Annotated in this window: 17 protein-coding genes; 12 read left to right on the top strand and 5 right to left on the bottom strand. The window is 72.5% G+C overall.

Annotated elements, in window-relative coordinates:
• Nucleotides 1-2 precede the first annotated feature (2 nt).
• Nucleotides 3-257 carry a DUF397 domain-containing protein gene (locus IE134_RS13720; RefSeq protein ID WP_189430627.1) on the top strand — a complete coding sequence of 85 codons (255 nt, stop codon included), beginning with the start codon at nt 3-5 and terminating at the stop codon, nt 255-257.
• On the opposite strand, the gene IE134_RS13725 is transcribed toward IE134_RS13720, so the two are convergent.
• Entirely contained in the window at nt 250-1,410 is a 1,161-nt protein-coding gene (locus tag IE134_RS13725) for an 8-amino-7-oxononanoate synthase (protein WP_098018711.1), read from the bottom strand. The two genes, IE134_RS13720 and IE134_RS13725, sit on opposite strands and share 8 nt — an antisense overlap.
• A gap of 148 nt (nt 1,411-1,558) precedes the next feature.
• On the opposite strand from IE134_RS13725, the gene bioB reads away from it, so the two are divergent.
• From bioB to IE134_RS13745, 4 genes are all read left to right on the top strand, one after another.
• Nucleotides 1,559-2,821 carry a biotin synthase BioB gene (gene bioB / locus IE134_RS13730; RefSeq protein ID WP_030713927.1) on the top strand — a complete coding sequence of 421 codons (1,263 nt, stop codon included), beginning with the start codon at nt 1,559-1,561 and terminating at the stop codon, nt 2,819-2,821.
• Entirely contained in the window at nt 2,814-4,175 is a 1,362-nt protein-coding gene (locus IE134_RS13735) for an adenosylmethionine--8-amino-7-oxononanoate transaminase (protein ID WP_030713924.1), read from the top strand. The genes bioB and IE134_RS13735 overlap by 8 nt, the downstream gene beginning before the upstream one ends.
• Nucleotides 4,176-4,181: 6 nt before the next feature.
• On the top strand, nt 4,182-4,880 hold the full coding sequence (gene bioD / locus IE134_RS13740) for a dethiobiotin synthase (protein WP_030713921.1): 699 nt from the start codon (nt 4,182-4,184) through the stop codon (nt 4,878-4,880).
• A 142-nt stretch (nt 4,881-5,022) separates the two neighbouring features.
• On the top strand, nt 5,023-5,706 hold the full coding sequence (locus tag IE134_RS13745; RefSeq protein ID WP_030713918.1) for a class I SAM-dependent methyltransferase: 684 nt from the start codon (nt 5,023-5,025) through the stop codon (nt 5,704-5,706).
• Between the two features lie 3 nt (nt 5,707-5,709).
• Here the strand turns inward: IE134_RS13745 and IE134_RS13750 are convergent, their stop codons facing one another.
• Nucleotides 5,710-6,081, bottom strand: a complete 372-nt coding sequence (locus IE134_RS13750; protein WP_010062313.1) for a hypothetical protein — start codon at nt 6,079-6,081, stop codon at nt 5,710-5,712.
• On the bottom strand, nt 6,078-6,305 hold the full coding sequence (locus tag IE134_RS13755) for a hypothetical protein (RefSeq protein WP_010062312.1): 228 nt from the start codon (nt 6,303-6,305) through the stop codon (nt 6,078-6,080). The genes IE134_RS13750 and IE134_RS13755 overlap by 4 nt, the downstream gene beginning before the upstream one ends.
• Before the next feature lie 95 nt (nt 6,306-6,400).
• Here IE134_RS13755 and IE134_RS13760 point away from each other — a divergent pair, with 95 nt between their 5' ends.
• From IE134_RS13760 to IE134_RS13790, 7 genes are all read left to right on the top strand, one after another.
• Nucleotides 6,401-6,841, top strand: coding sequence for a GNAT family N-acetyltransferase (locus IE134_RS13760; RefSeq protein WP_098018706.1), 441 nt, complete (start codon nt 6,401-6,403; stop codon nt 6,839-6,841).
• A 105-nt stretch (nt 6,842-6,946) separates the two neighbouring features.
• Nucleotides 6,947-8,284, top strand: coding sequence for a hemolysin family protein (locus IE134_RS13765; RefSeq protein WP_098018704.1), 1,338 nt, complete (start codon nt 6,947-6,949; stop codon nt 8,282-8,284).
• Entirely contained in the window at nt 8,281-9,300 is a 1,020-nt protein-coding gene (locus IE134_RS13770) for a hemolysin family protein (protein ID WP_098018702.1), read from the top strand. Before IE134_RS13765 ends, IE134_RS13770 begins: the two co-directional genes overlap by 4 nt.
• Before the next feature lie 44 nt (nt 9,301-9,344).
• Nucleotides 9,345-10,193 (top strand): SGNH/GDSL hydrolase family protein, encoded by an 849-nt coding sequence (locus IE134_RS13775; protein ID WP_030713910.1) that lies wholly within the window; start codon nt 9,345-9,347, stop codon nt 10,191-10,193.
• Between the two features lie 85 nt (nt 10,194-10,278).
• Entirely contained in the window at nt 10,279-11,712 is a 1,434-nt protein-coding gene (gene purB, locus IE134_RS13780) for an adenylosuccinate lyase (protein ID WP_030713906.1), read from the top strand.
• 70 nt (nt 11,713-11,782) lie between these two features.
• Nucleotides 11,783-12,331, top strand: a complete 549-nt coding sequence (mug, locus tag IE134_RS13785; protein WP_189430629.1) for a G/U mismatch-specific DNA glycosylase — start codon at nt 11,783-11,785, stop codon at nt 12,329-12,331.
• A gap of 130 nt (nt 12,332-12,461) precedes the next feature.
• Nucleotides 12,462-13,619: an ROK family protein gene (locus IE134_RS13790; protein WP_030713902.1), complete on the top strand. Its 1,158-nt coding sequence runs from the start codon at nt 12,462-12,464 to the stop codon at nt 13,617-13,619.
• A 198-nt stretch (nt 13,620-13,817) separates the two neighbouring features.
• On the opposite strand, the gene IE134_RS13795 is transcribed toward IE134_RS13790, so the two are convergent.
• Together IE134_RS13795 and sigJ are read right to left on the bottom strand one after the other, a co-directional pair.
• Nucleotides 13,818-14,588 (bottom strand): GntR family transcriptional regulator, encoded by a 771-nt coding sequence (locus tag IE134_RS13795; protein ID WP_030713899.1) that lies wholly within the window; start codon nt 14,586-14,588, stop codon nt 13,818-13,820.
• Between the two features lie 286 nt (nt 14,589-14,874).
• Nucleotides 14,875-15,759 (bottom strand): RNA polymerase sigma factor SigJ, encoded by an 885-nt coding sequence (sigJ, locus tag IE134_RS13800; protein ID WP_098895814.1) that lies wholly within the window; start codon nt 15,757-15,759, stop codon nt 14,875-14,877.
• Between the last annotated feature and the right edge of the window lie 79 nt (nt 15,760-15,838).

Here is a 15,838-nt window from a genome sequence, read left to right on the forward strand (position 1 = left end):
CCATGTCAGACCGACGCGCACTGCCCGCCGCACCGCCGCCATCGATGGCACCGCCGCCCGCCCCGCAGTGGCGGCGCAGCAGCCGGTCGACCGGGATGAACAACTGCGTGGAGACCGCGCGGTTCGCCGACGCGCTCCTCGCCGTACGCGATTCGAAAGACGTGGACCGGCCGCCGCTGCGGTTCTCGGCGGCGGCCTGGACCACCTTCGTGGACGGGCTCGGTCAGCGCGGAGCCGGTCCAGGGCACGTCAGCTGACGTCGGCGTCCGCCTGCCGGGGAGCGGTGGCGACGATCGTGGCCACCGCGGTCGTGATCTGCTCCTCGGTCAGGTCGGCGCGCGCGGTCAGCCGCAGCCGGGAGATGCCGTCCGGAACCGACGGCGGGCGGAAGCAGCCCACCGCCATTCCGGCCGTGCGGCAGTCGGCCGCCCAGCGCACCGCCGCGTCCGCCGACGGCGCCCGGACGGAGACGACGGCCGCGTCGGGCCGGACCGCCTCCAGCCCGGCGGCGGTGAGCCGCGTGTACAGCGCGGTGGCCACCTCCCGGGCGCGGGCGGCCCGTTCGGGCTCCCGGCGCAGCACCGCGAGGGCGCCGAGCGCGCCGCCGACGGCCGCCGGGGCGAGTCCGGTGTCGAAGATGAAGGTCCGGGCCGTGTTGACCAGGTGGTCGATGACCCGGGCGGGCCCGAGGACCGCTCCGCCCTGGCTGCCGAGCGACTTGGACAGGGTGAGGGTGGCCACGACCCCGTCACCGCCCGCCAGTCCGGCCGCCGCGAGCGCTCCTCGTCCGCCGTCGCCCAGGACGCCCAGGCCGTGGGCGTCGTCGACCAGCAGGGCGGCGTTCGCGGCGCGGCAGACCTCGGCGAGGGCCGGGAGCGGGGCGGCGTCGCCGTCGACGGAGAAGACCGAGTCGGTGACCGCGAGGGCCCGCCCGTCATGGGCCCCGAACGCCTTGGCGACCGCGTCCGGGTCGGCGTGGGGGACGACGGCGGTCTCGGCGCGGGAGAGCCGGCAGCCGTCCACGATCGAGGCGTGGTTGCCCGCGTCGGAGACGATGAGGGAGCCGCGCGCGGAGAGCGCGGTCAGCGCGGCGAGGTTGGCCGCGTACCCGGAGGAGAGCACGAGGGCCGCCTCGAAGCCGCAGAACGCGGCCAGCTCCCGTTCGAGTTCGGCGTGCAGGGCGGTGGAGCCGGTGACCAGCCGGGAGCCGGTGGCACCCGCTCCCCAGCGGTGGGCGGCGGCGGCCGCGGCGGCGGTGACCTCCGGATGCCGGGTGAGGCCCAGGTAGTCGTTGCTCGCGAGGTCCAGCAGCTCCGGCTCGGCGTCGCGCGGACGCAGCGTGCGTACGAGTCCGGCGGCGGCCCGGCGGCGGGCCTCGGCGTCGATCCAGTCGAACGGGGCGAAGGACATGGGGCGGGTCCCTGTCTTTGTAGGCAGCCCACAGACCCTAGCCGGGTGCGCAGCAGGTCAGGGTGTGGCAATACACACACCCCCGCCCGGGTCTCCTGTCTGGTTCCTCCTTGGCTGGAGGCGGTGCCGTAGGACAGGATCATCTTTCATGGACCTGCTGAACACGCTGGTGGACAAGGGGCTGCGGCGCGAACTGCCGACCCGCGAAGAAGCGCTCGCCGTACTGGCGACCTCCGACGACGAGCTGCTCGACGTGGTGGCCGCCGCCGGGAAGGTGCGCCGTCAGTGGTTCGGGCGGCGCGTCAAGCTCAACTATCTGGTCAACCTGAAGTCCGGGCTCTGCCCCGAGGACTGCTCCTACTGCTCGCAGCGGCTCGGCTCGAAGGCCGGAATCCTCAAGTACACCTGGCTGAAGCCGGAGGAGGCGTCCAAGGCCGCCGCCGCCGGGGTCGCGGGCGGCGCGAAGCGGGTCTGTCTGGTGGCGAGCGGACGCGGTCCCACGGACCGGGACGTGGACCGGGTCACCAGGACCATCGAGGCCATCAAGGAGGAGAACGAGGGCATCGAGGTCTGCGCCTGCCTCGGTCTGCTCTCCGACGGCCAGGCCGACCGGCTGCGTTCGGCGGGCGCCGACGCGTACAACCACAACCTGAACACGTCCGAGGAGACGTACGGGGCGATCACCACCACCCACACCTACGCGGACCGGGTGGAGACCGTGCAGCAGGCCCAGGCCGCCGGGCTCTCGGCGTGTTCCGGGCTGATCGCCGGGATGGGCGAGAGCGACAAGGACCTGGTCGACGTGGTGTTCGCGCTGCGCGACCTGGACCCGGACTCGGTGCCGGTGAACTTCCTGATCCCGTTCGAGGGCACGCCGCTCGCCAAGGAGTGGAACCTCACCCCGCAGCGCTGCCTGCGGATTCTGGCGATGGTCCGCTTCGTCTGCCCGGATGTCGAGGTGCGGCTCGCGGGCGGCCGTGAGGTGCACCTGCGCTCGATGCAGCCGCTGGCGCTGCACCTGGTCAACTCGATCTTCCTGGGCGACTATCTGACGAGTGAGGGCCAGGCCGGTCAGGCCGACCTCGACATGATCACGGATGCCGGTTTCGAGGTGGAGGGCGCGGGCACGACGACGCTGCCGCGCCACCGGGCCGACGCACTGGCCGGCGGCTGCGGTACGGCGGCGGAGCCGGCCGGGTGCGGAACGCAGGAGTCCGCGGGGTGCGGTTCGCACGGGGGCGGTGGCGGCTGCGGACCGTGCGGTGGCCACGGGGAGCAGGAACCGGTGGCCGTCATCGACACGGACGCGGACGTTCCGGCCGGGCGTACGGAGGCGAACGGCGCGCCGCGCACGGATCTGGTGGCGGTCCGCCGGCGCGGTGCGGGGACGGATCTCGCCCCCAATGCCTGAGCCGTACGCCCCCGCGCTCCCCCAGCAGGCCGCGCACTCCGGATCCGCCGCGCCGAAACCGTACGCCCCCGACGAACTGCGGGCGCTGGACCGCGCGCATGTCTGGCACCCGTACGGTCCGATGCCCGGCCGCCAGGAGCCGCTGATCGTGGAGTCGGCCTCCGGGGTACGGCTCCGGCTCGCCGAACCCGTCGAGGGGCAGCGCGAGTTGGTGGACGGCATGTCGTCCTGGTGGTCGGCGGTGCACGGCTACAACCACCCGGTCCTCAACGAGGCCGCACGCGGCCAGCTGGACCGGATGAGCCATGTGATGTTCGGCGGGCTCACGCACGAGCCCGCCGTCCGGCTGGCGACCCGGCTGGTGGAGATCACCCCCGAGCCGCTCCAGCACGTCTTCCTGGCCGACTCCGGTTCTGTCTCGGTCGAGGTCGCGGTCAAGATGTGCCTGCAGTACTGGCGTTCGGCCGGCCGGCCGGCCAAGCGGCGGCTGCTGACCTGGCGCGGGGGCTACCACGGGGACACCTGGCAGCCGATGTCGGTGTGCGACCCGGAGGGCGGGATGCACGAGCTGTGGTCGGGCTCCCTTCCCCGGCAGGTCTTCGCCGACGCCCCGCCGGACGGTTTCGACGCGGAGCCGGACGCCGGGTACGTCACGCATCTGCGGGAGCTGATCGCGGTGCACGCCGAGGAGTTGGCGGCGGTCATCGTGGAGCCGGTCGTACAGGGAGCCGGCGGAATGCGGTTCCACTCCCCCGCTTATCTGCGGGTGCTGCGCGAGGCGTGCGACGAGCACGACGTCCTGCTGGTCCTCGACGAGATCGCGACCGGTTTCGGGCGTACGGGCACGCTGTTCGCGGCCGGGCATGCCGGGATCTCGCCGGACGTCATGTGTGTCGGCAAGGCGCTGACCGGCGGCTATCTCACGATGGCGGCGACGCTGTGCACGACCCGGGTGGCCGAGGGCATCTCCAGCGGCGAGGTTCCGGTGCTGGCGCACGGGCCGACGTTCATGGGCAACCCGCTGGCCGCATCGGTGGCCTCGGCCTCGGTGGACCTGCTGCTCGGGCAGGACTGGGAGGGCGAGGTGGCGCGGATCGGCGCGGGGCTGCGCTCCGGGCTCGCTCCCGCCGCGGACCTCGCGGGTGTGGTGGACGTACGCGTCCTCGGGGCGATCGGGGTCGTCCAGCTCGACCACGAGGTGGACATGGCGGCGGCGACCCGCGCGGCCGTGCGCGAGGGCGTGTGGCTGCGGCCGTTCCGCGATCTCGTCTACACGATGCCGCCGTACGTCACGGGCGACGAGGACGTGGCACGGATCTGCCGGGCCGTGTGTGCCGCGGCGCGGGAGGGCTGAAGCGATATGTCGACGATTCTGGTGGTGTCCGGTACGGGCACGGAGATCGGCAAGACCGTGGTGACCGCCGCCGTGGCGGCCGCCGCGCGGGGACGCCGGGTCGCGGTGCTCAAGCCCGCGCAGACCGGGCTCGCCCCCGGGGAGCCGGGCGACGCGGCCGAGGTCGCGCGCCTGGCGGGAAGCCATGTGACGGCGGTCGAACTGGCCCGGTTCCCGGAGCCGTTGGCCCCGGCCACGGCCGCCCGGCGGGCGGGTCTCCCCCCGGTGCGGCCGTTCGAGGTCGCCGAGGCGGCTCAGAAGCTGGCCACCGAGCACGACCTCGTGCTGGTGGAGGGTGCGGGCGGGCTGCTCGTACGGTTCGACGACGAGGGCTCCACCCTCGCGGACGCGGCCCGGCTGCTGGCAGCGCCGGTGCTGGTGGTGGCCCCCGCCGGTCTGGGCACGCTGAACGCCACCGCGTTGACGGCCGAGGCGCTGCGGAGCCGGGGGCTGGACTGCCGGGGTGTGGTGATCGGCAGCATGCCGGCGGAGCCGGACCTCGCGTCCCGGTGCAACATCGAGGACCTGCCGGTGGCGGCCGGTGCGCCGCTGCTGGGCGCGGTACCGGCCGGTGCGGGTGCGCTGCCGGGCGCGGACTTCGCGGCGGGCGCGGCGCGGTGGCTCGCGCCGGAGCTGGGCGGGAGCTGGGCCCCGAGGCGGCACTGAGGGGCCGGAGCTCCGCGACGGCGCCCGAGGTGCCGGACCGGAGTCCCCGGGCCGTTCGGGGACTGTCCCGGGGGCTATCCGCAGGCAATTCGGGGGAGAATTGTCCAGGAGCCTCACGCCCACTCCGTAACGGAGGTCCGTCATGCAGCTGCGCAGCAGGAAGCTCCCCCGGGACGCCGTGCACCACCCGGTCTTCGCCCGCTTCTACGCCCGGTTCAGCGAGGCCGCGGATGTGAAGGGCGGCGTCGCCGCGTACCGCGAGGAGCTGCTGTCGGGGCTCTCCGGCCGGGTCATCGAGGTCGGTGCGGGAAACGGGCTGAACTTCGCCCACTACCCGGGCGCCGTCTCGGAGGTCGTGGCGCTGGAGCCCGAACGCTCGCTGCGGCAGCTCGCGGTCCGCGCCGCCCTGCGCGCCGAGGTGCCGGTGGACGTGGTGCCGGGGGCCGCCGAGGCGCTGCCGGTCAAGAGCGAGGCGTTCGACGGGGCGGTGGCGTCCCTGGTCCTGTGCACCGTACGGGATCTGCCCCGGGCGCTCGCCGAGATCAAGCGGGTTCTGCGGCCGGGCGGCGAACTGCGGTTCTTCGAGCACGGGCTGGCTCCGGGGCGGGCGCTGGCGACGGCACAGCGGGCGGCCGACCGGACCCTGTGGCCGCTGCTCTTCGGCGGCTGTCACACGGCCCGGGACCCGCTGGCCGCGATCGAGACGGCCGGATTCGAGCTGGGCACGTATCGCAGGCTGCGCATCCCGGAGACGGGTCTTCAGATGCCCTCGTCGCCCTGTGTCCTGGGCGTGGCCCGCAAGCCGTTCACGGAGAACGGGGGCTGAGCCTCACACACTCCACTGACGCAGCTCGTCGGCGATGGCCCGTACGTCCGCCTTGCCCTGCTTCACCAGCAGCGCCAGATCGCGGACCTGCTCGGGCGAGGTGATGACCTTGAGGCCGGAGGCGACGAGGTAGCCGTACGCGACGGCCGAGGCGAACATGGCGTTCGAGTGTTCGAGCGCGGGCACATGCAGCAGCAGTTGCAGCAAGGCGGCCGCCCGTGCGTGCGGGTCGCTGTAGACGCTGCTGCCGAAGATCTCCGCGTCATGGCGGGCCACGGCGGCGACGAGCGCGCCCCAGTCGACGACCTGCGGGTCTCCGGGCGTCTTGTGCTCGGCGACCATCAGCAGCCAGGAAAGGTCGATCCGCAGGTTCAACGGGTGCCTTCGCGCTCCGGGCCGAACTCCTCGGCGAACACCGACTCGTACTGCTTCATGAAGTCGGCCGCGGCCTCGACGAACGTGTGTCCCACCTCGCCCGCGTCCTGCTGGACGAGTTCTTCTATGTAGCGGTTCACGCTCATCCCCCTCTGCAGCGCGCGCTGCCGCGCGGCCTCGGCGGTGGCCTCGTCCACTCGGACGTTCAGCTGGGTCTTGGGCACCCGACCACGCTAGCGCGGTCGCGCTAGCACCGGCAAGGGGAGCGTGCGACCACCCTGCGGAATGCGATCGACGCCCCGGCGCGGCGGATGGTGGGATGGCCGTCATGAACGATCTTTCGCTGTCGACACGGTCCGCGACCCCGGCCGATCTGGACGAGGTCCTCGCCTTCTGGAAGGTGGCCGCCGAGGGCACCAGCATCAGCGACGACGGGGACGGGGTCGCCCGCCTGGTGGAACGGGACCCCGAGGCGTTGATCCTGGCCGAGCGGGAGGGGGAACTGGTCGGCACGGTCATCGCGGGCTTCGACGGCTGGCGCTGCCATCTCTACCGCCTCGCGGTCCACCCGGACCAGCGGCGCCGGGGTGTGGGAAGCACCCTCCTCGCGGCGGCGGAGGAACGGTTCACCGCTCTGGGCGGGCGGCGCGCCGACGCCATGGTCCTCGACCGCAACAGCTCCGCGCACCACGCCTGGCGCGCGGCGGGATACGGGCCCGAGCCGCAGTGGAGCCGCTGGGTGAAGCATCTGACGGACTGATGCGGTAGGAGGGAGCGCCGCTGGGCAGACGCCTACGATGACCATGCTCCACCGACATCGCGCGGTCCCCCCGCCCCTGCCCGATCATGGGACGGAGGTGAACCGATGACCGAAGTGCTTCTGCTGCTCGTCGCCCTGCTGCTCTGCGTCGCCTGCGGCGCGTTCGTCGCGGCGGAGTTCTCGCTGACCACGGTGGAGCGCAGCGAACTCGAACGGGCTGTCGAGCGGGGCGAGCGGGGTGCCGCGAGCGCGCTGAAGGCCGTCCGGAGTCTCACGTTCCAGCTCTCGGGGGCCCAGCTCGGCATCACCGTCACCAACCTGGTGATCGGCATGCTCTCCGAGCCGTCCATCGCCAAGCTGATCCGCGGCCCCGTCGAGGCGGCGGGGCTGCATCCCGCCGCCGCGTCCACCCTGGCGCTCGTCATCGGTACGGCGCTGTCCACGGTGGTTCTGATGGTGGTCGGCGAGCTGGTTCCGAAGAACTGGGCGATCTCCTCCCCGCTGACCGTGGCCAAGGCGGTGGCGACACCGCAACGGGGCTTCACGGCGGTGTTCCGGCCCTTCATCAGCCACCTGAACAACACCGCCAACCGGATCGTGCGCCGCTTCGGCCTGGAGCCGACGGAGGAGCTGGCCTCCGCCCGCAGCCCGCAGGAGCTGGTGGCGCTGGCCCGGCACTCCGCGAAGGAGGGCGCGCTGGAGGCGGACACGGCCGAGCTGTTCGTCCGCACCCTGAACCTCTCCGAGCTGACGGCGGAGAACGTGATGACCCCGCGGGTCCAGGTGACCGCGCTGGACCTGCACGCGACGGCGGAGGACGTCGCCAACGCCACGCGGGCGACCGGTCTGTCCCGCTTCCCCGTCTATCGGGGCAGCCTGGACACCGTGGTCGGCGTGGCCCACATCAAGGACGTCCTGGCGATCCCCGCCGACCGGCGGCCCCGGACCCGCGTCTCGGAACTGCTGCGCGAGCCCCTGCTCGTACCGGAGACGCTCACCGTGGACAAGCTGCTGGACCGGCTGTCCGGCAAGCTCGCCATGGCCGTGGTGATCGACGAGTACGGCGGTACGGCCGGGGTCGCGACGCTGGAGGACATCGTGGAGGAAGTCGTCGGCGAGGTCCGCGACGAGCACGACCCGCACGAGACACCCGATCTGGCCGCCGCGGGTGAGGACGCGGACGGCCGCACCCTGTGGTCGGCGGACGGGGCGGCGCGCACCGACCAGCTCCGCAGGATCGGTCTGCGGGTGCCGGAGGGGCCCTACGAGACCCTCGCCGGGCTGATCGCCGCCGAGCTCGGTCGGATCCCGACGGTGGACGACAGCGTCGAGCTGTCGGGCTGGCGGATCGATGTGGTGGACGCGTCGGGCCGCCGGGCCGCGCGGGCCCTGCTGCACGCCCCGCTGCCGGGGTCCGAGGACCGGACGGAGGACGAACGGTGATCGTTCTCCAGCTCTTCATCGGTCTGCTGACCCTCGTGGCCAACGGCTTCTTCGTCGGCGCCGAGTTCGCCATGATCTCGGTGCGCCGCAGCCAGATCGAACCGGAGGCCGAGGCCGGGAACCGGCGGGCCCACAGTGTCATCTGGGGCCTGGAGCACGTCTCCGCGCTGCTCGCCGCCGCCCAGCTCGGCATCACGCTCTGCACCCTGGTGCTGGGCATCGTCGCCGAACCGGCCATCGCGCATCTGCTGGAGCCGGTCTTCGACGCGGTCGGGGTGCCGCACGGTCTGGTGCACCCGCTGTCGTTCGTCATCGCCCTGAGCGTGGCGACGTATCTGCACATGCTGCTGGGCGAGATGGTCCCGAAGAACATCTCGCTGGCCGAACCGACCCGCAGCGCCCTGGCGCTCGGCCCGCCGCTGGTCGCGATGGCCCGGGCGCTGCGGCCGGTGATCTTCGCGATCAACGCGTTCGCCAACGCCCTGCTCAAGCTGTTGCGGGTGGAGACGAAGGACGAGGTCTCCGCGACGTTCTCGGACGACGAACTGGCCCGGATGGTGCAGGACGCCGGGGACGCCGGACTGGTCGACGACCGTTCCGCGCAACGGCTCCACCATGCTCTGGAGCTGGGGCGCCGGCCGGTGCGGGATGTGGTGATGCCGGTCGACCGGGTGCTGTACGCCCAGGTCGGCACGACGCCGGAGGAGCTGGAGCGGCTCTCGTCCGAGTCCGGGTTCTCCCGCTTCCCGGTGATGGACCGCGAACAGCGCATCCTCGGCTACTTCCATGTGAAGGACGCCCTGGACGCGATGCCGCGCGATGTCCCCTTCCCGGTGTCGGCGATGCGGCCGATCGCCCGGGTCCGGACGGCGACTCCGCTGGACGACGCGCTGACCGCGATGCGCCGCAGCCGGACCCATCTGGCGGCGGTCCTCGACGAGAACGGGCGGCTGGCGGGCATGGTCACGATGGAGGACGTACTGCGCGAACTCGTCGGACGGCCGGGGTCCCGCTGACCGACTGGCCGTACCGACCTACCGACCGGTACGCTCATCGGGCCATGGAATTGAATGCCTCCTACACCAGTCTCGTCGCGGTCGGCGACTCGTTCACCGAGGGCATGTCCGACCTGCTCGCCGACGGTACGTACCGGGGCTGGGCCGACGTCCTCGCCGCCCGGCTCGCGGTCCGGTCCCCCGGGTTCCGGTACGCCAATCTCGCCGTACGCGGGAAGCTCATCGGCCAGATCGTCGACGAGCAGGTGGAGGCGGCGGCCGAGCTCCGGGCCGATGTGGTCACGCTCGTCGGCGGGCTCAACGACACGTTGCGCCCGAAGTGCGACATGGGGATGGTCAGGGCCCGGCTCGAAGAGGCCGTGGAGCGTCTCGCGCCGACCTGCAAGCAGCTGGTGCTGATGCGCAGCCCCGGGCGCAGCGGGCCGGTGTTCGACCGGTTCCGGCCCCGGGTGGAGGCGCTGTTCGCCCTGATCGACGATCTGGCGGGGCAGCACGGCGCCGTGGTGGTGGACCTCTACTCCGCGCCCTCGATCGCCGACCCCCGGATGTGGGACGTGGACCGGCTCCACCTTGCCGCCGAGGGCCACCGGCGCGTCGCCGAGGCCGTCTGGCAGACGCTGGGGCTGCCGGCCGAGCTGGACTGGCGGGCTCGGATGCCCGCGACCGCACCGCCACGCTGGGCGGCCCGGCGGACGGAGGACATCCGCTTCGCCCGGCAGCACCTGGCCCCCTGGATCGGACGACGGCTCACCGGCCGTTCCTCCGGCGACGGACGCTCGGGCGCCCAGTTCGACGCCGCGACGGGCAAGGCCTTCTGGATCACCCCGACGGACGCCGAGACCCCGGGCCCGGTGACGGAGTGGCGGCGCGCCGCCTCTCCCGCCCCCTCGTAGCCGGCCCTCCTTCGTAGCAAGCCACAAACGGGGGCGCGGCGCTGGCCTGCACGAACCGCCAGTAGAATCCCTTTACGTGAACGCCGTGTCTGCGAAGCCTCGCATCCCCAATGTCCTGGCCGGCCGCTACGCCTCCGCGGAGCTGGCCGTCCTCTGGTCCCCCGAGCAGAAGGTGAAGCTGGAGCGTCAGCTGTGGCTGGCGGTGCTGCGTGCTCAGAAGGACCTCGGGATCGAGGTGCCCGACGCGGCGCTGGCCGACTACGAGCGGGTGCTGGACCAGGTGGACCTGGCCTCCATCGCCGAGCGCGAGAAGGTCACCCGGCATGACGTGAAGGCCCGGATCGAGGAGTTCAACGCCCTCGCGGGGCATGAGCAGGTCCACAAGGGCATGACCTCCCGGGACCTGACGGAGAACGTCGAGCAGCTGCAGATCCGCCTCTCGCTGGAGCTGATGCGCGACCGCACCGTGGCTGTGCTGGCCCGGCTCGGCAAGCTCGCGGCGGAGTACCGCGAGCTGGTGATCGCCGGACGCTCCCACAACGTCGCCGCGCAGGCGACGACGCTGGGCAAGCGCTTCGCGACCGCCGCCGACGAGCTGCTGGTCGCCTACGGCCGCCTGGAGGACCTCCTCTCCCGCTACCCGCTGCGCGGGATCAAGGGCCCGGTCGGCACGGCCCAGGACATGCTGGACCTGCTCGGCGGCGACGCGGGCAAGCTCGCCGACCTCGAGCAGCGCATCGCCGGGCATCTCGGCTTCGCCGAGGCGTTCACCTCGGTCGGCCAGGTCTATCCCCGGTCGCTCGACTACGACGTGGTCACCGCCCTGGTGCAGCTGGCCGCGGCGCCCTCCTCGGTGGCGAAGACCATCCGGCTGATGGCGGGCCACGAGCTGGTGACCGAGGGCTTCAAGCCCGGCCAGGTCGGCTCGTCCGCGATGCCGCACAAGATGAACACGCGCTCCTGCGAGCGGGTCAACGGGCTGATGGTGATCCTGCGCGGCTACGCCTCGATGACCGGTGAGCTGGCGGGCGACCAGTGGAACGAGGGCGATGTGTCCTGCTCCGTGGTCCGCCGGGTGGCACTCCCGGACGCGTTCTTCGCGTTCGACGGCCTGCTGGAGACCTTCCTGACGGTGCTGGACGAGTTCGGCGCGTTCCCCGCGGTCGTGGCGCGCGAGCTGGACCGCTACCTCCCCTTCCTGGCCACCACCAAGGTCCTGATGGGCGCCGTACGGGCCGGGGTCGGCCGTGAGCTGGCCCACGAGGCGATCAAGGAGAACGCGGTCGCCTCCGCCCTCGCGATGCGGGAGCAGGGCGCCGAGCGCAACGAGCTGCTCGACAAGCTCGCCGCGGACGAGCGGATCCCGCTGGACCGGGCGCAGCTGGACGAGCTGATGGCCGACAAGCTCTCGTTCACGGGTGCCGCGGGTGACCAGGTGACCTCGCTGGTCGCCCGGATCGAGGAGATCACCAAGCAGCACCCCGAGGCAGCGGGCTACACCCCCGGCTCGATCCTCTGACCGGCACCGCCGTCACCGTATGACGCGCGAAGCGGCCTGACACCCGAAGCCGCATGACACCGGAAGCCGTATGACGCCGGAAGAGCTGAACGCCGCCCGTGGCCGCATCGTCCCCGATGTGGCCACGGGCGCTCTGCGCGTGCTCTTCTGCGGCATCAACCCGAGCCTCACGACCGCGGTGACGGGTCACCACTTCGCCCACCCGGGGAACCGGTTCTGGCCGGTACTGCACCGTTCCGGTTTCACCCCGCGGCAGTTGCGTCCGGCGGAGCAGGGCGAGCTGCTCGGCCTCGGACTCGGGATCACCAACGTGGTGGCGCGGGCCACGGCCCGGGCGGACGAGCTGGACGCGGAGGAGTTCCGCGAAGGCGGGGCGGCGCTTGCGGCCAAGGTCGAACGGCTCGCCCCGCAGTGGCTCGCGGTGGTCGGCATCACCGCCTACCGCACGGCCTTCGGCGAGCCCAAGGCCCGTATCGGCCCCCAGGACCGCACGATCGGCGGCGCCCGTGTGTGGGCCCTCCCCAACCCCAGCGGCCTCAACGCCCACTGGACGGTCCAGACCATGGCCGAGGAGTACGCCCGGCTCCGGGAGGCCGTGACCGACCGGTCCGGCTCGTAACGCGCGTCCCGATTCGTCGCTCCGGGGTGACCCAGGTTGCGGCTCGATACCGGCTTCCCGCGCTGGTCGCAGGGGCCCCGGCCAGCGAGTACGATCCGGCAGACATGCGCACGAGCTGGGAGGACATACCGTGGGCCGGCTGACCGGTGGGGACCCGTCGCTGTTGCGGCGGATCAATTCCGCGGTAGTGCTGCACGCCCTGAGGGGGGCCGTCGCACCGACCCTGACGGACCTGACGCGGATCACGGGCCTGTCCCGGCCGACGGTCGAAGGGGTCGTCGAGGGGCTGTTCGAAGCGGGTCTCGTGGTCGAGGCCGTGCCCGACGAGAGCGAGGCGCGACGCCAGGGGCGCCCTGCCCGGAGGTTCCGCTTCCGGGCCGAGGCGGGGCACCTCCTCGGTGTGGAGATCGGCCCGCACCGGGTATCGGCGCTCATCTCGGGGCTGGACGGGCGGATCATCGGGGCCGGCTCCCGCGTGGTGTCGGAGACCGCGGGCGCGGACGACCGGCTCGACCAGGTCCGGGCCGTCATCGCCGATGTGCTGCGCCGCACCGGAGTGGCCCGGAGCAGTCTGCGCGCGGTCGGCGTGGGCAGTCCCGGGATCGTGGAGGCCGACGGCACCGTGCGGCTGGGTACGGCGTTGCCGGACTGGACCGGCCTCCCGCTCGGGGAGCGGCTGCGCCGTTCGTTCCGCTGCCCCGTGCTCGTCGAGAACGACGCCAACGCCGCCGCGGTGGCGGAGCACTGGAAGGGTGCGGCCACCGAGTCCGACGACGTGGTCTTCGTGCTGGCGGGGCTGAGCCCCGGCGCGGGGTCCTTGATCGGCGGGCGGCTGCACCGGGGGTTCGGCGGGGCCGCCGGGGAGATCGGCGCACTGCACCTGCTGGGCAGGGAGCTGACGCCGGAGCATCTGCTGTCGACGACGGACACACCCCTGGACCCGCTGGACGAGCAGGCGGTGGCCGTGGTGTTCGCCAAGGCCAAGGAGGGCGACGCGGGGGCCCAGGCGGCGGTCGAGCGGTTCCTTCAGCGGCTGGTGCACGATGTGGCGGCGCTGGTGCTGGCGCTCGACCCGGAGCTGGTCGTGGTCGGCGGCTGGGCGGCCGGACTGGACGGAGTGCTGGAACCTCTCCGCAAGGAGCTGGCCCGCTACTGTCTGCGCCCGCCCCGGGTGACGCTGTCACTGCTCGGAGAGGCCGCCGTCGCGACGGGGGCGCTGCGGCTCGCGCTGGACCATGTCGAAGAGGAGCTGTTCGCCGTCGAGGGAGCCGTGACGGCCCGCCGCTGACCGTGCAGGCGAAAGCGGGCCGGGGCGCGGACACAGGCGGGCCTGCTGCCGACGCGCCTTCCCACCGCCCTGGACCGACAAGGGCCCGGGTGCTGCTTCGTGACCCCGGAACGGGCCGGGGACGACGCATGCCCGCCGCTCTCCGATGACCGGAGTCATCGGAGAGCGGCGGGCATGGGGCCGAGCGGGCCGCAGGTGTCAGGAGGCCTGGCGTTCCGGCTGTTCGTCGTGGCTGATCTCCAGCGCGCCGGAGTCCCCGAAGGTGAGCCGGCAGGTGTCCGCACGGTAGGTGGCGACGGAGACGGCCGCCGTACCGTCCGCGGTGAAGTAGCGGGTGGTGACGACGAGGACGGGGGCGCCGGGGAGCCGGTCCAGTTCCTTGGCGTCGTCCGCGCGCGCGGAGCCGAGCTCCACGGAGCGGTCCTGGCCCTGCAGGCCGAGCCGGTGCAGCTCGCGCAGGACGCTCCGGGCGCGGACCGGGCCGGACGGGGCTTCGATGGCGGAGAGATCGGGGACCGAGGAGGCGGGGACGTAGAGAAGCTCCGCCGCTACCGCCTGCCCCTGGGTGTCACGGATCCGGCGCACGACGTGCACCGGCTCGGCGGGGTCCGTTCCGAGCATCGCGACCACCGGCGCCGGGGCCTTGGCCATGGTGCTGTCGAGCGGCTGCCAGGCCTCGCCGCCGACGCCGTCCGCCCATTCCCGCTGGTCGGTGGAGACGGCGACGCCCACGCGCGGCGGGGCGACGGTCGTCCCGACACCGCGGCGGCGCTGCAGCCTGCCTTCGAGTTCGAGCTGCTCCAGGGCCTGCCGGAGCGTGGCTCGCGCAACACCGAACCGCGCCGCGAGGTCCCGCTCGTTGGGCAGGATCTCCCCCACCGCAAAGTCCGAGTCGAGTGCCTCACTGAGCACGGTCTTGAGGTGCCAGTACTTCGGCTCCTGTACCGATTCCAGCTGCGTGGTCCCCACCCTGATCCTCCGCAATCGCCCGGCGCCATTTCCGCGACGTTATTTATTAAAGGTTCCTGCCTTAAGTGGAGACCCTAGGACGGCATACCCCCTTGGTCAAGACCAATCCTTATTCCGTAACGCAGTGAAACGGGACTCTGGCGCAGAGCGTTCACACGACGTTCGCGGAGCCGTGAGGCGAGCGCAGCACAGAGCCCCGCCATCGCGACAGACGGCGGGGCTCTGACCAGGCACGCGGCAGGCCGGTGGGGCGGATGGGGCCCGGGCGGGCCCGTGGCGCGTGCGGCTATTCGACGGGCAATCCGGAGAGCTTGTCCGGATTACGAATGATATAGCCGCATTGAATGACACCTTGGCTGACTTCGATCTGAAAGACGGTGTCGGCTTTCCCTCCGGCGAAGTAGACCACGGCGGGTCCGCCGTTGAGCTCCATGACGCGGAGCTCCCCGTCGGGGTCGAGTTCGCCCGCCACCGTGAAGAGGTAGCGGCCGACCTTGTCGGCGGTCTCGATGATCCGCCGCGCCGCCTTCGCCTTGCCGCCGCCGTCGCTGACGAGCCGGACGTCCGGGGCCAGCAGGGCGAGCAGCTGCTCGATGCCGGCTCCGGAGGCGGCGGCCAGGAAGCGTTCGGTGAGGTCGCGCCGTTCGGCCGGGTCCACGTCGTAGCGCGGCTTGCGCTCCTCCACATGCCGCCTGGCGCGGCCCGCGAGCTGCCGGACGGCCGCCTCGGTGCGGTCCAGGGTGGTGGCGATCTCGGCGTACGGGAATCCGAAGGCCTCCCGGAGCACGAACACCGCGCGCTCCAGCGGCGAGAGCGATTCGAGGACGACCAGTACGGCGATCGAGACGGTGTCGGCGAGGACGGCATGCTCTGCGGTGTCGGGCGGGGTGGGGCCGAAGTCCGTGACCACCGGCTCCGGCAGCCAGGTCCCCGGATACGTCTCCCGGCGCGACCGGAGGTGCCTGAGCCGGTCGATGGCCAGCCGGGTGGTGATCCGCACCAGGAAGGCCCGCGGCTCCCGGACGTCCTCGCGCGCCGCCGCCGACCACCTCAGCCACGCCTCCTGGACGACGTCCTCGGCGTCGGCGACGCGGCCGAGCATGCGGTAGGCGACCCCGGTGAGTACGGGCCGGTGCTCTTCGAAGATCTCGGTCGCGACGTCGACGGTCATCGATCCATCCCAGCCCACGGGGCACAGGGTGTCCAGCGGGAATCGCCGGGCCTCTTGAACTACAAGCTACCCGGCGGTA

Source organism: Streptomyces rubiginosohelvolus, from assembly GCF_014649875.1.
Taxonomy (GTDB): Bacteria; Actinomycetota; Actinomycetes; order Streptomycetales; family Streptomycetaceae; genus Streptomyces; species Streptomyces rubiginosohelvolus.

Coding starts and splice junctions, on each gene's coding strand:
- IE134_RS13745 (WP_030713918.1), top strand. CDS start 5,023: ATGCAGCTGCGCAGCAGGAAGCTCCCCCGGGACGCCGTGCACCACCCG.
- bioB (WP_030713927.1), top strand. CDS start 1,559: ATGGACCTGCTGAACACGCTGGTGGACAAGGGGCTGCGGCGCGAACTG.
- IE134_RS13735 (WP_030713924.1), top strand. CDS start 2,814: ATGCCTGAGCCGTACGCCCCCGCGCTCCCCCAGCAGGCCGCGCACTCC.
- sigJ (WP_098895814.1), bottom strand. CDS start 15,759: ATGACCGTCGACGTCGCGACCGAGATCTTCGAAGAGCACCGGCCCGTA.
- IE134_RS13775 (WP_030713910.1), top strand. CDS start 9,345: ATGGAATTGAATGCCTCCTACACCAGTCTCGTCGCGGTCGGCGACTCG.
- IE134_RS13760 (WP_098018706.1), top strand. CDS start 6,401: ATGGCCGTCATGAACGATCTTTCGCTGTCGACACGGTCCGCGACCCCG.
- bioD (WP_030713921.1), top strand. CDS start 4,182: ATGTCGACGATTCTGGTGGTGTCCGGTACGGGCACGGAGATCGGCAAG.
- IE134_RS13720 (WP_189430627.1), top strand. CDS start 3: ATGTCAGACCGACGCGCACTGCCCGCCGCACCGCCGCCATCGATGGCA.
- mug (WP_189430629.1), top strand. CDS start 11,783: ATGACGCCGGAAGAGCTGAACGCCGCCCGTGGCCGCATCGTCCCCGAT.
- IE134_RS13725 (WP_098018711.1), bottom strand. CDS start 1,410: ATGTCCTTCGCCCCGTTCGACTGGATCGACGCCGAGGCCCGCCGCCGG.
- IE134_RS13765 (WP_098018704.1), top strand. CDS start 6,947: ATGACCGAAGTGCTTCTGCTGCTCGTCGCCCTGCTGCTCTGCGTCGCC.